Origin of the sequence: Paenibacillus sp. RS8 (genome assembly GCF_041956825.1) — a bacterium.
GTDB lineage: Bacteria > Bacillota > Bacilli > Paenibacillales > Paenibacillaceae > Paenibacillus_AQ.
The window spans coordinates 113,988-132,932 of the sequence record NZ_CP168131.1 but is presented as its reverse complement, the minus strand read 5'-3'; the positions used below and the strand labels follow the sequence as shown (position 1 = coordinate 132,932).

The 18,945-nt window shown below is 47.1% G+C and carries 10 protein-coding genes, 1 tRNA gene and 1 other annotated feature; of the genes, 8 read left to right on the top strand and 3 right to left on the bottom strand.

Annotation, left to right across the window (positions count from 1 at the left end; genetic code table 11):
* Positions 1-87: 87 nt before the first annotated feature.
* Entirely contained in the window at positions 88-1,932 is a 1,845-nt protein-coding gene (asnB, locus tag ACDZ28_RS01685) for an asparagine synthase (glutamine-hydrolyzing) (RefSeq protein ID WP_042130690.1), read from the bottom strand.
* Positions 1,933-2,077: 145 nt separating this feature from the next.
* Here asnB and ACDZ28_RS01680 point away from each other — a divergent pair, with 145 nt between their 5' ends.
* Positions 2,078-2,434 carry a hypothetical protein gene (locus ACDZ28_RS01680; RefSeq protein ID WP_042130688.1) on the top strand — a complete coding sequence of 119 codons (357 nt, stop codon included), beginning with the start codon at positions 2,078-2,080 and terminating at the stop codon, positions 2,432-2,434.
* 165 nt (positions 2,435-2,599) lie between these two features.
* Positions 2,600-2,673: transfer RNA gene (locus tag ACDZ28_RS01675), tRNA-Arg, on the top strand.
* Positions 2,674-3,423: 750 nt separating this feature from the next.
* On the opposite strand, the gene ACDZ28_RS01670 is transcribed toward ACDZ28_RS01675, so the two are convergent.
* Positions 3,424-4,332 carry a serine hydrolase gene (locus ACDZ28_RS01670; RefSeq protein WP_042130687.1) on the bottom strand — a complete coding sequence of 303 codons (909 nt, stop codon included), beginning with the start codon at positions 4,330-4,332 and terminating at the stop codon, positions 3,424-3,426.
* A gap of 405 nt (positions 4,333-4,737) precedes the next feature.
* Here ACDZ28_RS01670 and ACDZ28_RS01665 point away from each other — a divergent pair, with 405 nt between their 5' ends.
* The 4 genes from ACDZ28_RS01665 to ACDZ28_RS01650 all read left to right on the top strand — a co-directional run bounded on the left by ACDZ28_RS01665 (position 4,738) and on the right by ACDZ28_RS01650 (position 12,231).
* The gene (locus ACDZ28_RS01665) at positions 4,738-5,751 is read left to right on the top strand and encodes a LacI family DNA-binding transcriptional regulator (protein ID WP_076120813.1); all 1,014 of its coding nucleotides are present in this window, start codon (positions 4,738-4,740) and stop codon (positions 5,749-5,751) included.
* Between the two features lie 124 nt (positions 5,752-5,875).
* Entirely contained in the window at positions 5,876-6,631 is a 756-nt protein-coding gene (locus tag ACDZ28_RS01660) for an alpha/beta hydrolase (protein WP_375103881.1), read from the top strand.
* Positions 6,632-6,669: 38 nt separating this feature from the next.
* Positions 6,670-8,859: a beta-glucosidase BglX gene (gene bglX, locus ACDZ28_RS01655; RefSeq protein ID WP_042130683.1), complete on the top strand. Its 2,190-nt coding sequence runs from the start codon at positions 6,670-6,672 to the stop codon at positions 8,857-8,859.
* A 27-nt stretch (positions 8,860-8,886) separates the two neighbouring features.
* Positions 8,887-12,231 carry a GH36-type glycosyl hydrolase domain-containing protein gene (locus tag ACDZ28_RS01650; RefSeq protein WP_375103880.1) on the top strand — a complete coding sequence of 1,115 codons (3,345 nt, stop codon included), beginning with the start codon at positions 8,887-8,889 and terminating at the stop codon, positions 12,229-12,231.
* Positions 12,232-12,289: 58 nt separating this feature from the next.
* On the opposite strand, the gene ACDZ28_RS01645 is transcribed toward ACDZ28_RS01650, so the two are convergent.
* Complete coding sequence (locus ACDZ28_RS01645; RefSeq protein ID WP_339287870.1) at positions 12,290-14,155, bottom strand: arginine--tRNA ligase; 1,866 nt, start codon at positions 14,153-14,155, stop codon at positions 12,290-12,292.
* Positions 14,156-14,195: 40 nt separating this feature from the next.
* Positions 14,196-14,412: a binding site (T-box leader), on the bottom strand.
* 282 nt (positions 14,413-14,694) lie between these two features.
* Here ACDZ28_RS01645 and ACDZ28_RS01640 point away from each other — a divergent pair.
* Complete coding sequence (locus tag ACDZ28_RS01640; RefSeq protein ID WP_076120765.1) at positions 14,695-15,054, top strand: hypothetical protein; 360 nt, start codon at positions 14,695-14,697, stop codon at positions 15,052-15,054.
* A 15-nt stretch (positions 15,055-15,069) separates the two neighbouring features.
* Complete coding sequence (locus ACDZ28_RS01635) at positions 15,070-18,774, top strand: beta strand repeat-containing protein (protein WP_375103879.1); 3,705 nt, start codon at positions 15,070-15,072, stop codon at positions 18,772-18,774.
* The last annotated feature ends 171 nt before the right edge of the window (positions 18,775-18,945 follow it).

Genomic DNA, 18,945 nt, shown 5'->3' with positions numbered 1-18,945 from the left:
AAAATGCGAAAATAAACCAAACAGCAAGTCACCGGATAAGGAGACTTGCTGTTTGGTTTGTCGTTTACCTCTTATTTTTCTAAGTGCCTATTGGATGGAGACGTTATATTTTCGCAGCCAGAGATCTACTTGCGCCAGATACGCAAACAGCTGAGGACCGGACATGAGCTGACCGAACCAAGGGAGATTGGTAGAGGATTCTGGGGAAGCGGCGATCTCACGGATTTTGGCAGCATCAATTAAAGGGAGTATAGGGGAAGTGGAGTCATCTAGAATGTTCAATACTTGTGTTCGTACTGCATTTAAATAGGTTGGATTGTGGGTTTTCGGGTAAGGACTTTTTTTACGATATAGCACATCGTCGGGAAGAATGCCTTCAAGTGCCTTGCGCAAAATCCCTTTTTCACGACCATTCAAGTTCTTGATTTCCCAAGGAATATTAAAAACATATTGAACGAGGCGATGATCACAATAAGGAACACGTACCTCTAGTCCGGCGCCCATACTCATTCGGTCCTTACGGTCCAGCAGAGTAGGCATGAATCGGGTGATGTTTAGATAGGACATTACGCGCATTTGTGCTTGTTTACCTGTCTCCCCATCTAATTTTGGGACTTCTGCTACTGCATCGCTGTATCTGTCACCCAAATATTCCAGCGGCCGAATCCATTCATTGACTTCAGGGGATAATAGACTTGCGCGCATTTTAGGGGCAACTGACCAAGGGAAAGTACCTGAGGAGAGCATCTCCTCCCGATGGAACCAAGGATATCCGCCAAAAATCTCATCGGCAGCTTCACCGGAAATGGCTACAGTAGCATTCTTTTTAATCTCGCGGCAAAATAAATATAAAGAAGAGTCCACATCGGTCATCCCCGGTAAATCGCGTGTGTACAGGGCATTATCAAGTGCTTCTACAAGCTCCGGCGTATCAAATGAGATATAGTGATGGTTTGTATTTAATTCATCGACCATTCGCTTAATCCACGGTCCATCTGCTCCGGGCTGAAAAGTATGACTCTTAAAGTGCTTGTCGTTATCGACATAATCGACGGAATACGTATCCACTCGTCCCTGACCGTTTCGGTTGTAGTAATCGACTGCAAGTGCTGTTAGCGCACTGGAATCCAGCCCTCCCGACAAGAGGGAGCAAACAGGAACATCTGAAACCAGCTGACGTTCAAGCGTATCCTGCAGCAGTTCACGCACCTTAGCGGCTGTCTCTGTTTCATTGTCAGTGTGTTTTGCGCTTTCCAGCTTCCAATAAGCATAACTGCGCAGACCTTCGCGACTATAGATCATGGCATGCCCCGGACGAAGTTCCTGCATATCCTTATATACACCGTGTCCGGGAGTACGGGCTGGGCCGACAATAAAGATTTCTGCTAGTCCTTCGGGACCTACGACAGGCTGTACCTTGGGGTGCTGCAGGAGCGCCTTAGGCTCTGAGCCAAAAACTAAGACATCATCCACCTTACTATAGAACAGGGGCTTCACACCTAAGCGGTCACGTGCAAAAAAGACCTGATCTCGAAGACCGTCCCACACCGCAAAGGCAAAGATTCCATTGAGCTTCTCTGCGCAATCCGGCCCCCATTCGATATAGGCATGCAGCAGAACCTCGGTGTCACATTGGGTACGGAATTGATGCCCACGCTGCTTAAGCTCTTGTTTGAGCTCGGGTGCGTTATATAATTCGCCGTTGTACACAATCGCATATACCTGTTCCTCATGGCGGGTGATCATAGGCTGCGCGCCGTTCTCTGGATCGATAACGCTAAGTCTGCGGTGACCGAATGCGCAGGGGCCTGAAATCCAAGTTCCAGCTGCATCGGGTCCGCGGTTTGCTAAAGTTTCAGTCATTTTGACCAGCAACTGCGAGTGCTGCGTGAGATCTCCGCGCCACTGGATAAATCCGGTTATTCCGCACATGATGGTTCATCCTCTCTTATTGTGCGATTGTTGTCCTTACTTTTTTGCCAAGTAATACAGATATATGCCGAAGGAAGGCATAAAATGTATGTCCTTATCCGAACACTAGGGGAGAGAGGAATTTGCCAGGAGGGAAGGATGACAGGTGTATTATATTAAAGATGCCAAGATTCGCAGAATGATGGAGTATGACGGTGCACCTTGTGCAGAAGTAGGGGTGCTGCCAGGTGCTGTTAGTGATCCTGCGCTTTTGGTGTATATCGTAGAAGATCAGCGCGAGGAAGGATACGAGATTGTCCGTATTCTCACTAACGATGCGGATACTTCTACCGATTGGTTTGATAACAATATGCATGACGCTTTTAAAGATGTGACTTCGAGCGCGTTTACAGGCAGTATGATTATGTCGCCAGAAGATGAACGTTCCAAATTTCAGAGAGAATTAATGACATACGGAGATTTAAAAAAGCAGCTGGAGCAGCATTTTCGGAATTTGGAGTAGAGTAGAAACGAGGGTATCCTTGAGCCATGAAAATAGCTTGGTACCCTCGTAATTAATAAAACAGGATGAAGATGACTTATTTTCCAAAATATTTGATCTTGAAAAATCTGCTGAATACGGTATAATAAGTATCGTTGCGTCAATACATATCATTATTTCTTATATGTCCCGGTAGCTCAGCTGGATAGAGCATGCGCCTTCTAAGCGCACGGTCAGGGGTTCGAATCCCTTCCGGGACGTCAAGTAACAGCCTTCCATCGGGAAGGCTGTTTTTGCGTGCAGGGAAAGAGAAGCCCGGGTGGTTCGTCGGAGCATAAGCATCGATAGAAATAGCTTCGCAGTCAGCCCGAAAGGGCTGCATCCCGCTCGGGGCAAGTAACAGCCTTCCATCGGGAAGGCTGTTTTTGCGTGCAGGGAAAGAGAAGCCCGGGTGGTTCGTCGGAGCATAAGCATCGATAGGATCAGCTTCGCAGTCAGCCCGAAAGGGCTGCATCCTGCTCGGGGCGAGTAACAGCCTTCCTTCGGGGAGGCTGTTTTTGCGTGCAGGGAAAGAGAAGCCCGGGTGATTCGCCGGAGCAAAAGCATCGATGGAAATAGCTTCGCAGTCAGCCCGAAAGGGCTGCATCCCGCTCGGGACGAGTAACAGCCTTCCATCGGGGAGGCTGTTTTTGCGTGCAGAGCACCCTGCATCAAAGAAAAGGAAGCTCTAATAGATAATTAGGGAATATCTCCCTATAATCCAGAGATTTCTGCTCAATAAACTAACAATTAGGGAAATTCTCCCTGTAATTTAGCTAATTCATTGGCGAATATAGAAATTCTCTCGATTATTAGGGAGGATTTCCTTCATTTTATTCATTTTTAGAAATTATCGGCTAAATACAGGGAGTTTTTCCCTAATTCCTCTCAAAAAGGCCAACCCAATAATCCTGGTTGGCCTAAATATACGAAAAAAAAATCTGCGTGAAGCCTATCTTACATATACCCACCTAAAGAAGCGGCCAGATTTCCTCCCAGACAGTGTCTAGTATAGCTTGCAAATTATCTTCCATACTGTTAATAGCGATTACTACTTGAGCATCCGGTGCAACAATACAGAATTGACCGTAAGCGCCATCAGCACGATAAGCATCGTGTGTGCACAGCCAGAATTGACAGCCGTACCCTTGGCCCCAATCACCGTCGCCATTATTCTCGATCTGCTTTTGCGTGACAAAATCGATCCAAGCTGCAGGAATAAGCTGTTGCCCTTGCCATACTCCTTTTTGCAAAAGAAGCTGTCCAAATCGGCTTAATTCTTCCGTGTTAATCTGAAGACCGGCACAACCTAGGGTGATCCCTTGAGGGGTCATTTCCCAATCGACATTTTCAATGCCTAGTGGGGCAAAGAGACGGGGAACGAGGTAATCTTTTACGGTTTGTCCGACACTGGCCTGTACCATTGCAGAGATCATAATGGTATCCCCACTGCTGTAGGTAAACTGTTCCCCGGGACTTCTGTCCAATGGCAGAGATAGATAATGTTGTATCCAGTTTACGTCCTTCAATGCTAATCTCTCTTCAACCCAAAATGGAGGGGAATCATGACCTGTGCTCATTCGCAGTAAATCGAACAAGGTCAATTCACCAGGCTGCATTGAGGGAAGGGCTTGCTTATGAGTGAATGCGTAATCCGGAAACACATCTTTTAATGTTGTATCTAGTGTTAGCTTCCCTTCTTCGATGGCCAGTCCCACCGCCATGCATGTAAAAGATTTGCTGACCGAATGCTGCAAGCGCCGAATATCCTCCGCGAGATCCAGTTTGCCCACTAGAGTTCCATTTTGAAGCACGCGAACATTGAACACATTCAATCCACGTTCACGGATCTGAGCTTCGAAGCGAGTCATGTTTAACATAAAATGTAGCCCTCTCTCTCTAAGATTCCAAGCTGAGATTAGATAATTTAGTAGTCGATATGATTGAAAACAATGTGGAAACGTTTCCTCTATACAGATATTAAATAGCTAAATCGATGGTATTCCATTCTTATTTTAAAGTCAATTAAAGCGGGGAAACTAGTAATTAACACCAAATCCCTTGAAAAATTAAAATAAATTCGAAACGCGAGTTGGTTTTTGTCAAAAAAACATAGGTTGACTTCTAAAAAATATCTGTCCATAATGAACATATTAAGCGATTTGAATACGAAAACAGTCAAAATGATGTCGTGGGAAACGTTTCCCATCATTTCAGGGGTTTCCACTAAGCTGATTTTATCAGATGAAGGGGGAGCTCATTATAGGGGTGAAACAGGAGAAATTATGAATATCAAGGATATTGCAAGGCTATCAGGAGTTGGTATCGCCACGGTTTCCAGGGTAATTAATAACTCCGGTGTCGTAAGTGATGCAACCAGAGCTAAAGTAATGGCTGTTGTAAGAGAACATAATTATATTCCAAATGGAAATGCGAGCAATCTGAAAAAAACGCGTTCTAATACGATAGCGCTTATGGTTAAGGGAATTGCAAACCCGTTTTTTGCAGACATGATCAAAGAAGTAGAGCGTCAAGTGAATCTGCGCGGCTGCCCGCTTCTGATCCAGCATGTTGAAGATGGTGTGGATGAGATCAATGCTGCTCTTCAGCTCGTAAAGGAAAAGAATTTGTACGGGGTAATCTTTATGGGTGGTACATATGACCATTCTGAAGAAAAATTCAAACAATTGCCAATCCCATTTGTTTTGACTACCATCACGACTACGAAGGATGTTGATCCTGCCGTATTCTCCAGTGTGATCATTGATGATATGCAAGAGTCTTATAAAGCTGTGAGCTATCTGATCTCACTTGGACACCGGAACATTTGCTTTTTGGCCAGATTTCCTTTGGTTCAGCATACTACCGGTAACCGTCGTCTTATGGGTTATATCAAGGCGCTTGAGGATCATGGGATTGAGTATGATGCTTCCTTGGTAGAGGATTGTGAATACAGTCCAAGTTCTGGCTTTACGGCTACGAAAAGACTGCTCAATAAGAAAAAAGACATCACCGCTGTGTTTGCCGCATCAGATACTATTGCTATCGGAGCTGCCAAAGCTTTATTGTCTTTGGGTCTATCGATTCCAAATGATATTTCGATCATCGGATTTGACGGTATAGAGATGGCAGAATACTATCACCCATCGCTGGATACGATCAGCCAACCTGGGGTGGATATGGCGAAAGCCAGTGTTGAAATTCTGTTTGATCTGATCTCGGGACAATCGGAGAACAAACATGTGGTATTCGAGTCTGTTTTGGTTAAGCGAGGATCTTGTAAGAAGATTAATAAATAAGCATAAACGCCTTTGGCGTCCTTATAAGGACGGTAATCGTTTGAGCTAGAAATAGAAGGATAATTTATAGCGTAAGCATACACTTATTTATTTTTTTAAAAAAGGTTCCGTAAGGAGATGACATATGGCACTTCTAACCGTTGAGACCGGTTCTCCTACCTTAAGAATGACAACGTCCATCAGTATAATCTCCCCTGTCGATTCGGGCAACACCACCGGAGGAACGCTCTATCTGTTGCATGGTGCTGGTGATAATGCTAGCACTTGGTACCGGCTGACTACCATTGAGCAGTATGCTAACAAGTATGGCTGCACAGTCATAATGCCTCAGGTAGGCAGAAGTTATTATACAGATATGGAGTACGGACTAACTTACTTCCACTATGTTACGCATGAGCTTCCTGAGCTTTGTGGCCGAATGATGAGACTGGATGATGATCCGCAAAAGACATACGTTGCCGGTCTGTCGATGGGCGGATATGGGGCCCTAAAATGTGCGCTTACCTATCCCGAAAGATACAGCAAAGTAGTTTCTTTATCGGGTGTTACAGATATTCAGAAAAGATTGAAAGACCCGCAGATGTCTCCGGATATGGCGAGGGAGATGGCAGGCACTTTCGGAAAACGCTTACAAGTTAAGCCGGATCAAGACCTATATGCTTTAGCGGCTAAATTGGTCAACGATAACCGTAAGTTGCCTTCGATTCTGACTTGCTGTGGTTCGGAAGATCCATTTGTGGAGATGAACCGGGAATTTGCTTCTCATATGCAAGCGAGTCCGTATACCTTTCAATATGTTGAGACCCCGGGAACGCATGAATGGGGATTCTGGGAGGAACATCTGAAGACAACTTTTGATTTCTTGTACAACAAAGAATAATGAGCAATTACAGAAAGAGATATTATGGAGGATTTGAGATGAAAGACCAGCAACTGACGTCGCTGCTAAACCAGATGACGCTTGAGGAGAAAATAGCACAATTGCAGCAGCTTGCGGCAAATTTTTATGAAGGAGCGGAAGAAGGAGGCCAAATTACTGGTCCTATGGCATCCATGGGGATTACAGATCACATGATTGAGAACAGTGGTTCAGTACTTGGTCTTTCGGGCGCAGAGCAAGTCATAGCCGTCCAAGAAGCTCATTTACGTAAAAATAGATTGGGTATTCCATTGTTGATGATGGCGGATATCGTGCACGGCTTTAAGACGATTTTTCCGGTGCCCTTGGCGATTGGCTGCTCTTGGGATATGGAGCGAGCAGAGCTAAGCGCCGAGATTGCGGCTAAAGAAGCGGCAGTCTCCGGTGTACACGTCACTTTTGCACCTATGGCGGACCTTGTTCGAGACCCGCGCTGGGGACGAGTGATGGAGTCTACTGGTGAAGATCCTTATTTGAATGGTAGGTTTGCCTGTGCATTTGTACGCGGATTTCAGGGGAATGACTTGACGGATGATGTAAATCGTCTGGCGGCTTGCGTTAAGCACTTTGCGGCCTATGGTCTATCCGAAGGCGGACGGGATTATAATACGGTTGATTTATCAGAACGTCAGCTACGGGAATATTATCTGCCAGCTTATCGTGCAGCACTAGATGAGGGCGCAGAAATGGTTATGACTTCGTTCAACACAATTGACGGTATTCCAATAAGTGGGAATGTTAAGTTACTTCGTCAACTGCTGCGTGAGGAATGGGGCTTTGACGGTGTGTTGATCTCGGATTGGGGCGCGGTGAAGGAACTGATCCCGCATGGTGTCGCCGAGGACGAGGCTGAAGCAGCGCTTAAAGCTATCAAGGCTAGCGTGGATATTGAGATGATGACAGAGTGTTATGTTCACCAATTGCCATCTCTTGTAGCTGATGGGCAAGTGGATGAAAGTATCATTGATGAAGCCGTACTTCGTATTTTGAAATTGAAGCAAAGACTGGGCTTGTTTGAGAATCCGTTACGTGGGGCAGATATAGAGAAAGAGCGCGAGGTAATTTTCTGTGAGGCTCACCGGACAGCAGCGAGGGAATTAGCGGTTAAATCCTGCGTTCTACTAAAGAATGATCAGGTTCTGCCGCTTGCGACAGAGCAGCGGATTGCGCTAATCGGACCGTTTGCTAATAACGGAGATATTCTTGGACCATGGTCCTGGTTGGGTTCAACAGAAGAAGCTAGCCGTCTTGCTCCAGCTCTTGAAGCTCGTGCAGCTGCAGGTAAGGTTACCGTTGCAGAAGGCTCCGGGATTGAGAGCTTTACAGAAGAGCAATGGCTGGAGGCGAAAGCGGCAGCGCTGGAAGCCGATGTGATTGTGCTGGCACTTGGAGAACATTCAGATATGAGCGGAGAAGCTGGAAGTCGTTCAGATATCCGCTTGCCGGAAGCGCAGCGTGAGCTTTTGCAACGTATGAAGACGCTGGGTAAGCCTGTTGTGGTGGTGTTGTTTAACGGACGCCCACTGGATCTTAGCGGTGTGATCGAGAACGCGGATGCTATTCTGGAAGCCTGGTTCCCAGGAAGCGAGGGCGGCGCGGCGATTACCAGTCTACTGTATGGTGACGAGAATCCGTCAGGAAGATTAACGATGTCTTTCCCTGTATCTGTTGGGCAAATTCCGGTCTATTACAATCATTTCAACACTGGACGTCCTCTACATGTACCGGGTGCGGACAAACGTTATGTCTCACAATATCTGGACATTCCTAATGAGCCGTTCCTGCCATTTGGCTTTGGTCTTAGTTATACGACATTTAGCTACAGTGAACCGATCCTTTCTGGAGTAATAATGACGAAGGATCAGCCTATTAAGGTAACTGTTACGGTGACAAATACGGGCAATGTGCATGGAGAAGAGGTAGTGCAACTCTACATTCGAGACATTTCAGGAGAAGTCGTAAGACCGATGAAGGAACTGAAAGACTTCGTCAAGATCAGTCTCTCCCCGGGAGAAAGCAAGGAAGTGAGCTTTACGCTTACGGAAGAACAGCTTCGTTACTATCATAGCGATTTAAGCTTTAGCAGTGATCCTGGACAATTCAAATTGTTTGTGGGTCCAAATAGCCAAGAGGTTAAAGAACGAGATTTTCGCTTAGCATTAGATTATGTAGAATATAAACGGCACTAGCTGTCGAAATGGAGGAAATACAAGAATATGACTACTACTATGAATTCTAACATCCATTTAAACGCCGGGGACTTATCATTCATTTTTACAAACAGCGGGGACCTGTTCCAAGTTCTTCATGAACGGACAATGATCAATCAATTGCTGCCTAATATTGTGGATGGCTCCTTATCCAATCTATATTTACGCATTCATAGTAATGGAAGCATTCAAGCTGTTCCTTTGCTTGGCATTCATTCTTCAAGTACTGTACGTAAGGCTGGGAACCGCTTGGTTTGGGAAGGTACTGCGGAAAAAATTGAGTATCAGGTTATTTTTACTCCGACGGCTCAAGGCGCTTGGTTCTGGGATGTGAAGCTTTCAGGGCAAGACGCAGATGTGGATCTCGTTTACGGACAAGATGTTGGTATTGCCGATATCGGTGCTGTTCGCAGTAATGAAGCCTACCTGTCACAGTATATTGATCATGCCGTATTCGAGGATCAGTCAAAGGGATATGTAGTATGCTCCAGACAGAATCAACCGCAAGGTGGCAAATTTCCATATCTACAACAGGGTGCAATCACTAAAGCAGCAAGCTTCTCAACGGATGGTTTCCAATTCTTTGGATTGTCTTATAAAGAGACCAATCAACCGGAAAGCCTGAGTCATGAGCAATTAAGTAATGAAATCTATCAATATGAATTCGCTTATACTGCGCTGCAATCGGAGCGGGTGAAGCTGAGCGGGGAAGCCCGATTTGTATTTTATGGATTGTTCAAGCAAGATCATCCAGAAGCGATCACCTCGTTAGAATTCGCGAAGGATGTTACTGCGGCTTGGGAAACTGTAAAAGAGTTGCCTTTAGAAGTTGAAGCAACGCTCGAACGTTCTTTCCTAACGAAAGAGCTGGGCGCGCCTCTGGCTGCAAACTCTCTGACGGGCGAAGAGATCGATGCCTTGTTCCCGGTTCGTTTTCAAGAAGAGAAAGAGGGAGACCAGCTTCTGTCTTTCTTCACGGAAAATTATGAGCATGTTGTATTGAAAGAGAAGGAACTTAAGGTAGAGCGCCCTCATGGACATATTCTAATGAGTGGGGATAATGCCCGACTTAACGATAAGGTCATCACTACGACTTCCTATATGTACGGAATATTTAACTCTCAAATCGTTATTGGTAATACTAACTTCAACAAACTCATGACCAATGCAAGAAATGCACTTAACATTCCGAAAGCTTCAGGACAACGTATCTATGTGCAGTGGAATGGTGAATACCGTCTGTTGACCATGCCTTCTCTATTCGAGGTTGGTTTCAACTATGCCCGTTGGTATTACAGAACTGATGGCGAATGCTTCATTATTACGAACTACACTACTGCAGATTCTCCGGAGATATTCCTGAATGTGCGTACCGAAAGCGGAAAAGCTTATCGCTATCTAGTCACTAACCAAATCACAATGAACGTTAACGAATACGAGCTTCCATATCAATTCAAGCAAGAAGAGGGAACCGTAACTTTCTCGGCTGACAGAAGCGCACTAAGTGCAGGAGAATATCCTGATCTGCAATATAAATTCCAGGTACAGGGAGCAGATTTTACTCTTCAAAATGAAGGTAGACTTGTCTCTCATGCTGAGCAGACCGATGCACCGCTAGCAGTTCTGGAACTGTCGGAGAGCAGTGAGTGGACATTGAACATTCAAGGTCTTCTGGATGGTAAGGAGATTCAATCGAGCAGTCGTACAGCTGAAGAAGAGATTTCCGCATACCGCGAGTTCTATAGCGGGGTTATGAATGGCTTCCGTTTGACGTTAGGTGATGGGTCGGAAGGCGAGCTGTTTAAGGTAAATGCTCTGGCTTGGTGGTATACCCATAATATGCTCGTCCATTATTCAGTCCCTCACGGATTGGAACAATATGGCGGTGCTGCTTGGGGAACCCGTGACGTGTGTCAAGGACCAGTAGAATACTTCATGGCTACGCAAAAATACGATCAAGTTCGTGAAATATTGCTTACCCTGTATGCTCATCAATATGAAGATGACGGTAACTGGCCACAATGGTTCATGTTTGATAAATATACGAAGATTCAGCAAGAGGAGAGCCATGGAGATATTATTGTATGGCCACTCAAAGTGCTTGGAGACTATTTGGCAGTAACGCAAGACTACAGCATTTTGCAAGCGACTGTGCCGTACACTCGTAAGCATAGCTTTGATTTTACAGAGGAAAAAGCGACGCTGCTGGATCATGCACGGAAGGAAGTTGCTTATATTAAGAATCACTTCCTGCATGACACGCATTTGTCTTCTTACGGTGATGGAGACTGGGATGATACACTCCAGCCGGCAAATCCACAGCTGAAGCAGTACATGGTGAGTAGCTGGACAGTGGCGCTTACGTATCAGACATTGAATCAGTTCTCTGAAGTGCTTCATAAAGTTGATCCAGCAGGTTCTGAAGAGCTGAAAGCGATGGTAGAGGGAATCCGTGAGGATTTCAACACTCATATGCTCCAATCTGAGGTAATTCCTGGATTCCTGTATATGGAGGACCCTGAGCAGGTGAAGCTTATGGTACATCCAAGCGATACAGAAACCGGAATTCAATACCGTCTGCTGCCAATGACGCGCAGTATGATCAGTGAGCTGCTTACACCGGAACAAGCTGAAGCGCACTATGAAGTGATCCAGGATAAATTGTTCTGCCCAGACGGCGTTCGCCTGATGAACCGTCCAGCACAATACGTTGGCGGCGTTAGCACTCATTTCAAACGTGCGGAGCAAGCTTCTAACTTTGGTCGGGAAATTGGACTTCAATATGTGCATGCACACATCCGTTATGTAGAAGCTATGGCTAAGCTAGGGAAAACCGATCAGGTCTGGAATGGCCTAGCGGCGATCAATCCGATCGGAATCCGTGACGTGGTGCCAAACGCTGAACTACGTCAGGCTAACTCTTATTTCAGCAGCTCGGATGGTAAATTTAACACCCGTTATGAGGCACAGGAGAATTTCGATAAGCTGCGTAATGGTGATGTAGCGGTCAAAGGCGGATGGAGAATCTATTCCAGCGGTCCTGGGATCTACATGAACCAGTTAATCTCCAATGCACTGGGGATCCGTACGGAAGGCGGGGATTTAATCATCGACCCAATTCTGCCGGAGTCACTGGACGGAATGCACTTTAGCTTTGAGTATGCCGGTACTAAGGTAGAATTTATTTATCACCTTACGGGCTCTGACAACAGTCGGATTACTGTTAACGGTACGGAAGTACAAGCGGAAGATACGCTTAATCGTTACCGTAGTGGCGGTATCCGGATCAAGCGCGAAGACTTTGATCGTCTCTGCGTGGAAGCTGGAAATATGATAGACATTTATAAGTAAGATCATATTATTTGAAGGGCAATCTCCGCGATAAGCGTGGAGATTGCCCTTTTTTGTGCTACATACGGCTCGGTGTCGGTAACCCAAGCACTTCAAGTACATCCCCTAAAGTGTCCTTAAATCTCGAAGTGAGCCAGAGACGAAAGGCAATGGTTCCTGCCTCACCTTTTAAAATCGGACATAAAGAATAGAAGTTATTGAAGAGTGTGGCTAAGGTATGCGCGTAGGTACAGAGTATATTCGGCGTCAATTCTACACTGGCAGAATACAATGTCTCCTGCCAGAGGCTAAGCTGTCTCAGGAGAGCAAGTTCTGCTTTTTCCATTTCGATAGGGAATTGAAGTACTGAGGCGTCTGTGCTGAATGGGATTGTAGATTTGCTCAAAACACTGCTAGCACGAGCATAGGTGTACATCAGATAAACCCCGGTATTCCCGGATATTTCTGTAGCTTGTTTGAAATCAAACACGATTTCCGTTCCCAGATTGAACCGCAGCAGATAATAACGAATGGCAGCAGCTGCAATGATGTGGCTGGAAAGCCCCTCTTTATCGGAGCGCGAATGTTCTATGTTCTGTTCCATAAGCTTCACTAAATCGCTCACCTTTACGCCAATTCCTTGGCGTCCGGACATGGCATAAGAAGATTTTCCTTCTGAAATATTTATTCCCAGCTCAGCAGCTGAGGCCGGACTAAGAGAAACAACACCGTAACTTACATGATGGAGCTTTTCTGCCTGATCGTTATAACCTAGTGCGCTTAAAGCCTGCTTAACCATTTGTTGCGGATATTCCTGTCTATAATCAATCACGTTAATGACACGGTCTGCATGTCCATAAGGCTCTTGGGTTCCAGTTAATCCTGTGGTCCATAAGCCGGATGAGAATTCACTATAGGTGAAATCCTTGGTTAGTAGACCGAATTTCCAGAGATGATAAGCAATGTCTTTGGCTGTATACGTCAAAATACCATTCGAACGCACAAGCACCTTATCCATCTGATGATCCTCGGAATCCGTTTCATTGTTTACGTCTGTCCCTTGCTTTAGCACCCAGCATCCCGCAAGCTTACCTTCAGTCTCCTGTACAAAAACTGCCGTTTGCTTCAATCGCTCAGATGCGGCTGTCCAGAATCCCTCTTTTAAAATATTACTCTCCCATACCAGCAGGTCATAATGAATACCAAAACGCTTCATTTCCGCTACATGTTCTCTCACGATACGTTCAGCGACTAGGTTGCCCAGCCACGCCTCATTGCCGTCACCCTGTTCAAGAGCATGCAGCATATCCGTGCGCTTGTGTGTCATCTCTGGATTCCGTGCATATTCTTTGTTCACTTTGGCATAAAGATCCCAGCAATAATCACCGAAGCGTTGATGATCTCCTTCCAAAGGTACATTTAATAAACCTACAACTGTATCAGCCAGCTGGTTGCCCAGATCATCAACGTAGTTATGGACCTCAACATTATATCCGGTTCTTTTCATTATTCTGACTAGTGTATCGCCGATGCAAGCATTTCTCAGGTGACCTACATGAGCAGCTTTATTGGGATTGATGGAAGTGTGCTCGATGATGACCTTTTCCCCTGTGCTGTCAGGTAGATCAAAGGAATGTTTAGCCCACACCTGCCAATCGATATACAAATTAATGAAACCAGGAGCAGCTATTTCGACTTTTTGTAAAAGACCTGTGTAACTCTCTTGTAGTTTAATTTCTGTTTTTACTAATTCGGCTATGACGAGAGGAGATTTGCGCAGGGTTTTAGCTAGCTGCATAGCAATATTGCAGGAATAATCACCATGCTCCAGATTCGCTGGCTGTTCGATTAGAATAGCAACATCCTTAGGGTAGGAAATATCTAAGCTGTGGAACACTTTTTTTACACTTTGTTCAATGCTGTTTTTGATGATTTGCTTTAACATGTTATACCCTCCTTAGAAAATACAAAAAAGCCCTCGTCTCAAAAGAGACGAGGGCTTAAGCGCTCGCGGTACCACTCTCGTTGCTAAACAGACGTTTAGCCACCTTACAGGATAACGGTCTTTAGCCGGGGCTTCCTACTTGGGTTCAGAAGTCCATCTCACGGGTGCGCTTCATTAGGTGATCTGTGCCGGCTTACACTTACCCGGCTCGCTGAGGACTAGAACACGTTAACTACTCTCCCGCTCATCGATGCTTGAATAATTTTTATCAGTATAACGAATATTTCGAAAAAAGCAATAGGGTGTGTTACTCAGTGAAATCTAGAAGATGTTTGAGTATTAGATTGTTCGATTAGTAGATTGCGAATTCAAAGTATAGAAGGTAGTCATTACTCGAATGGCAATTCCTTTGCATAAATGTCCACACATTAATTTTAAATACAGAATATTACTATATAGAGCTATTAATTATGAACCATGTTACTAGTGTTATAGTTTGTAATCTTTCAAACTGCAGTGGGAGAGAGGAGTGAATAAAGATGGCTTTATATTCAACTGGACCTATAGATAATACTTCAATTCTGGGGGTCAGACAGACTCAAATCGTAACAGTAAAAGTAGTTAACCGTGATTCTCTTAATCCATATAATTTTGTCATTCAAGGCTTTTTATTAAATGGATCAAGAACGATGTACGTGAATGAAATGCTAAATCTCGCACCTAACCAAGTTCTTACTAGGAACTATTTTGCTGATTTAGATGTATTTGAATTTGTGTTTGCAACAGTAGACGAGGTTGAAGCAGAGGTAGGGATTTCGGTCTGGGGAAAACAGGCTTCGGGGCAATTAGTAGATCCTCATCGAATAGCAGCGTGGGAAAAATATTCAGCAATAATCTAAAGGAGTGTTGAGAAATTGAGCTATTTATCTACTGGGCCGATTGATAATACCATGGTGGGAGGTATACGACCTACTCAACATGTTACGATCAAAATCGATAACCAAAGCGATGTTGTTTCTTCTACGGTTCTCGTCCAAGGATATTATATAGATGGGACAAGAACTTTATATGTTAGTGAACTTTTTAACGTTATGCCTGAACAAGTAATATCATCAGATTATTATGCAGATTTTGATGGATTTGAATTTATATTTACGACTTTAAGCCTGGTAGATGATCCTATTCAAATTTCAGTATGGGGAAAAAATAGTATAGGTCAAATCGTGACTGCTCACCGACTTGTTCATTCTGAATTACTCGGTGCAACAGTTGGAGTAACTGGAGCGACAGGGGCGGACGGAGCGACTGGAGCAACGGGAGCAGACGGAGTGACTGGAGCAACAGGAGCAGACGGAGTGACTGGAGCAACAGGAGCAGACGGAGTGACTGGAGCAACAGGAGCAGACGGAGCGATTGGAGCAACGGGAGCAGACGGAGTGACTGGAGCAACAGGTGCGACTGGAGCTGATGGAGCAGACGGGGTGACTGGAGCAACGGGAGCAGACGGAGCAACTGGAGCAACGGGAGCAGACGGAGTGACAGGTGCAACAGGAGCAGATGGAGTGACTGGAGCAACGGGAGCAGACGGAGTGACTGGAGCAACGGGAACAGACGGAGCGACTGGAGCGACAGGTGCAGACGGAGTGACAGGAGCGACTGGAGCAGACGGAGTGACTGGAGCAACAGGAGCGACAGGTGTGACAGGTGCGGACGGAGTGACTGGAGCAACAGGAGCGGACGGAGCAACAGGTGCGACTGGAGCAGACGGAGTGACTGGAGCAACGGGAGCAAACGGAGTGACTGGAGCAACAGGAGCAGACGGAGTGACAGGTGCAACGGGAGCAGACGGAGTGACTGGAGCAACGGGAGCAGCCGGAGTGACTGGAGCAACGGGAGCAGACGGAGCGACTGGAGCAACGGGAGCAGACGGAGTAACAGGAGCAACGGGAGCAGCCGGAGCGACTGGAGCAACGGGAGCAGACGGAGTAACAGGAGCGACTGGAGCAGACGGAGTGACTGGTGCAACAGGAGCGACAGGTGTGACAGGTGCGGACGGAGTGACAGGAGCGACTGGAGCAGACGGAGTGACAGGTGCAACGGGAGCAGCCGGAGTGACAGGTGCGACTGGAGCAGATGGGGTGACTGGAGCAACAGGAGCAGACGGAGCGACTGGAGTGACTGGTGCAACAGGAGCAACAGGAGCAGTTGGAGTAACTGGAGCGACTGGAGCAACCGGAGTAGATGGAGCAACCGGAGTAGATGGAGCAACAGGAGCGACTGGAGTTACCGGAGCAACAGGAGCAGCTGGAGTAACTGGAGCGACAGGAGCAGACGGAGTGACTGGAGCAACAGGAGCAACAGGAGCAACAGGAGCGACAGGTGTGACAGGTGTGACAGGTGCGACTGGTGCGGACGGAGTGACTGGAGCAACTGGAGCAGACGGAGTGACAGGTGCAACGGGAGCAGCCGGAGTGACTGGAGCAACGGGAGCAGACGGAGCGACTGGAGCAACGGGAGCAGACGGAGTAACAGGAGCAACGGGAGCAGCCGGAGCGACTGGAGCAACGGGAGCAGACGGAGTAACAGGAGCGACAGGAGCAGACGGAGTGACAGGAGCGACAGGAGCAGACGGAGTGACTGGAGCAACAGGAGCAGACGGAGTGACAGGTGCATCGGGAGCAACGGGAGCAGACGGAGTGACTGGAGCAACGGGAGCAGACGGGGTCACTGGAGCAACGGGAGCAACGGGAGCAGACGGAGTGACAGGTGCAACAGGAGCTGATGGAGCAGACGGGGTCACTGGAGCAACGGGAGCAACGGGAGCAGACGGAGTGACAGGTGCAACGGGAGCAGACGGAGCGACTGGAGCAACAGGAGCAGATGGAGTGACAGGTGCAACGGGAGCAGCGGGAGCAGACGGAGTGACTGGAGCAACAGGAGCAGACGGAGTGACTGGAGTGACAGGTGCAACGGGAGCAGACGGAGTGACTGGAGCAACAGGAGCAACGGGAGCAGACGGAGCAACTGGAGCAACGGGAGCAGACGGAGTGACAGGAGCAACAGGAGCAGACGGAGTGACAGGAGCAACGGGAGCAGACGGAGTGACAGGAGCAACGGGAGCAGACGGAGTGACAGGTGCAACGGGAGCGACAGGTGTGACAGGTGCGGACGGAGTGACAGGAGCGACTGGAGCAGACGGAGTGACAGGTGCAACGGGAGCAGACGGAGTGACAGGTGCGACTGGAGCAGATGGGGTGACTGGAGCAACAGGAGCAGACGGAGCGACTGGAGTGACTGGTGCAACAGGAGCAACAGGAGCAGTTGGAGTAACTGGAGCGACTGGAGCAACCGGAGTAGATGGAGCAACCGGAGTAGATGGAGCAACAGGAGCGACTGGAGTTACCGGAGCAACAGGAGCAGCTGGAGTAACTGGAGCGACAGGAGCAGACGGAGTGACAGGTGCAACAGGAGCAACTGGAGTTACCGGAGCAACAGGAGTAACTGGAGCGACTGGAGCAGCCGGAGTAACCGGAGCAGACGGGGTGACTGGAGCAACTGGAATAACAGGAGCAACTGGAGCAACGGGAGCAAACGGAGTGACTGGAGCAACGGGAGCAAACGGAGTGACTGGAGCAACGGGAGCAACTGGAGTTACCGGAGCAACAGGAGTAACTGGAGCGACTGGAGCAGACGGGGTGACTGGAGCAACTGGAATAACAGGAGCAACAGGAGCAACAGGAGCAACGGGAGCAAACGGGGTGACTGGAGTAACAGGAGCAACGGGAGCAACTGGAATAACAGGAGCAACAGGAGCAACGGGAGCAAACGGAGTGACTGGTGCAACAGGAGCGGACGGAGTGACTGGAGCAACGGGAGCAACGGGAGCAGACGGAGCAACTGGAGCAACGGGAGCAGCCGGAGTGACTGGAGCAACAGGAGCAACTGGAGTTACCGGAGCAACAGGAGCAACTGGAGTTACCGGAGCAACAGGAGCAGATGGAGTAACTGGAGCGACTGGAGCAACCGGAGTAACTGGAGCGACTGGAGCAACAGGAACAACAGGAGCAACAGGTGCAACAGGAGTAACTGGAGTAACAGGTATTACCGGAGCTACAGGAGTCACGGGTCCGAATATTCAACAAGAGGGATTTTCGGCATTTAAATCTTCATTGTCGGTCTCCACTTCCTCACAAATAACAGGTTGGACTGTAACAACACCATTTTATGATAGCCCGACTTTCGACGAAGTTGGGGGCAATTATACCATTCCGACAACCGGCAGATATTCAATTGAAGCTACTATCAACTATTCCACAACTGCCTCAATCTCAATTAGTCTCGGCAGTGCGATCAATCCAGCTTTCGTAGTTCAGAGAACTTCTCCAACAACAACAAATCTGGTTAGTGGATTATTTCCAGTGTTGGATGTGAATGTTGCGCTTATTCTAACTTTGAGAGCTATTTTGGGAAGCGGGACTGTAACGTTGGCTGGTGAATTTGCACTGACAGCAGGTGATGTTATTGGTTTGTTCTATGTGTCAAATGGCTTGACGGTTCCTTTGGATTTGGGCGGCGCTAACACAGCGGGTATCGTTTGGTCTGTTCATGAATTGACTTAATTTATTCACGTAGTTTGATGGTAAAAAGAGGGGGTACTCTGGAGCGTAAGTAAGGTTCCTGAGCTATCCTCTGTTTTGTTAAAGGGACATGTTATGGGGAGAACAGAATAATGCTCCTAAGATCTACAGCTAATTAAATGATGATAGATTTTCAGAGTTTTTATAAGTATT

Bases quoted from the DNA above. Each gene is read 5' to 3' on its own strand.
- ACDZ28_RS01640 (WP_076120765.1), top strand. From the start codon at position 14,695: ATGGCTTTATATTCAACTGGACCTATAGATAATACTTCAATTCTGGGG.
- bglX (WP_042130683.1), top strand. From the start codon at position 6,670: ATGAAAGACCAGCAACTGACGTCGCTGCTAAACCAGATGACGCTTGAG.
- ACDZ28_RS01645 (WP_339287870.1), bottom strand. From the start codon at position 14,155: ATGTTAAAGCAAATCATCAAAAACAGCATTGAACAAAGTGTAAAAAAA.
- ACDZ28_RS01670 (WP_042130687.1), bottom strand. From the start codon at position 4,332: ATGTTAAACATGACTCGCTTCGAAGCTCAGATCCGTGAACGTGGATTG.
- ACDZ28_RS01660 (WP_375103881.1), top strand. From the start codon at position 5,876: ATGGCACTTCTAACCGTTGAGACCGGTTCTCCTACCTTAAGAATGACA.
- ACDZ28_RS01665 (WP_076120813.1), top strand. From the start codon at position 4,738: ATGAATATCAAGGATATTGCAAGGCTATCAGGAGTTGGTATCGCCACG.
- asnB (WP_042130690.1), bottom strand. From the start codon at position 1,932: ATGTGCGGAATAACCGGATTTATCCAGTGGCGCGGAGATCTCACGCAG.
- ACDZ28_RS01650 (WP_375103880.1), top strand. From the start codon at position 8,887: ATGACTACTACTATGAATTCTAACATCCATTTAAACGCCGGGGACTTA.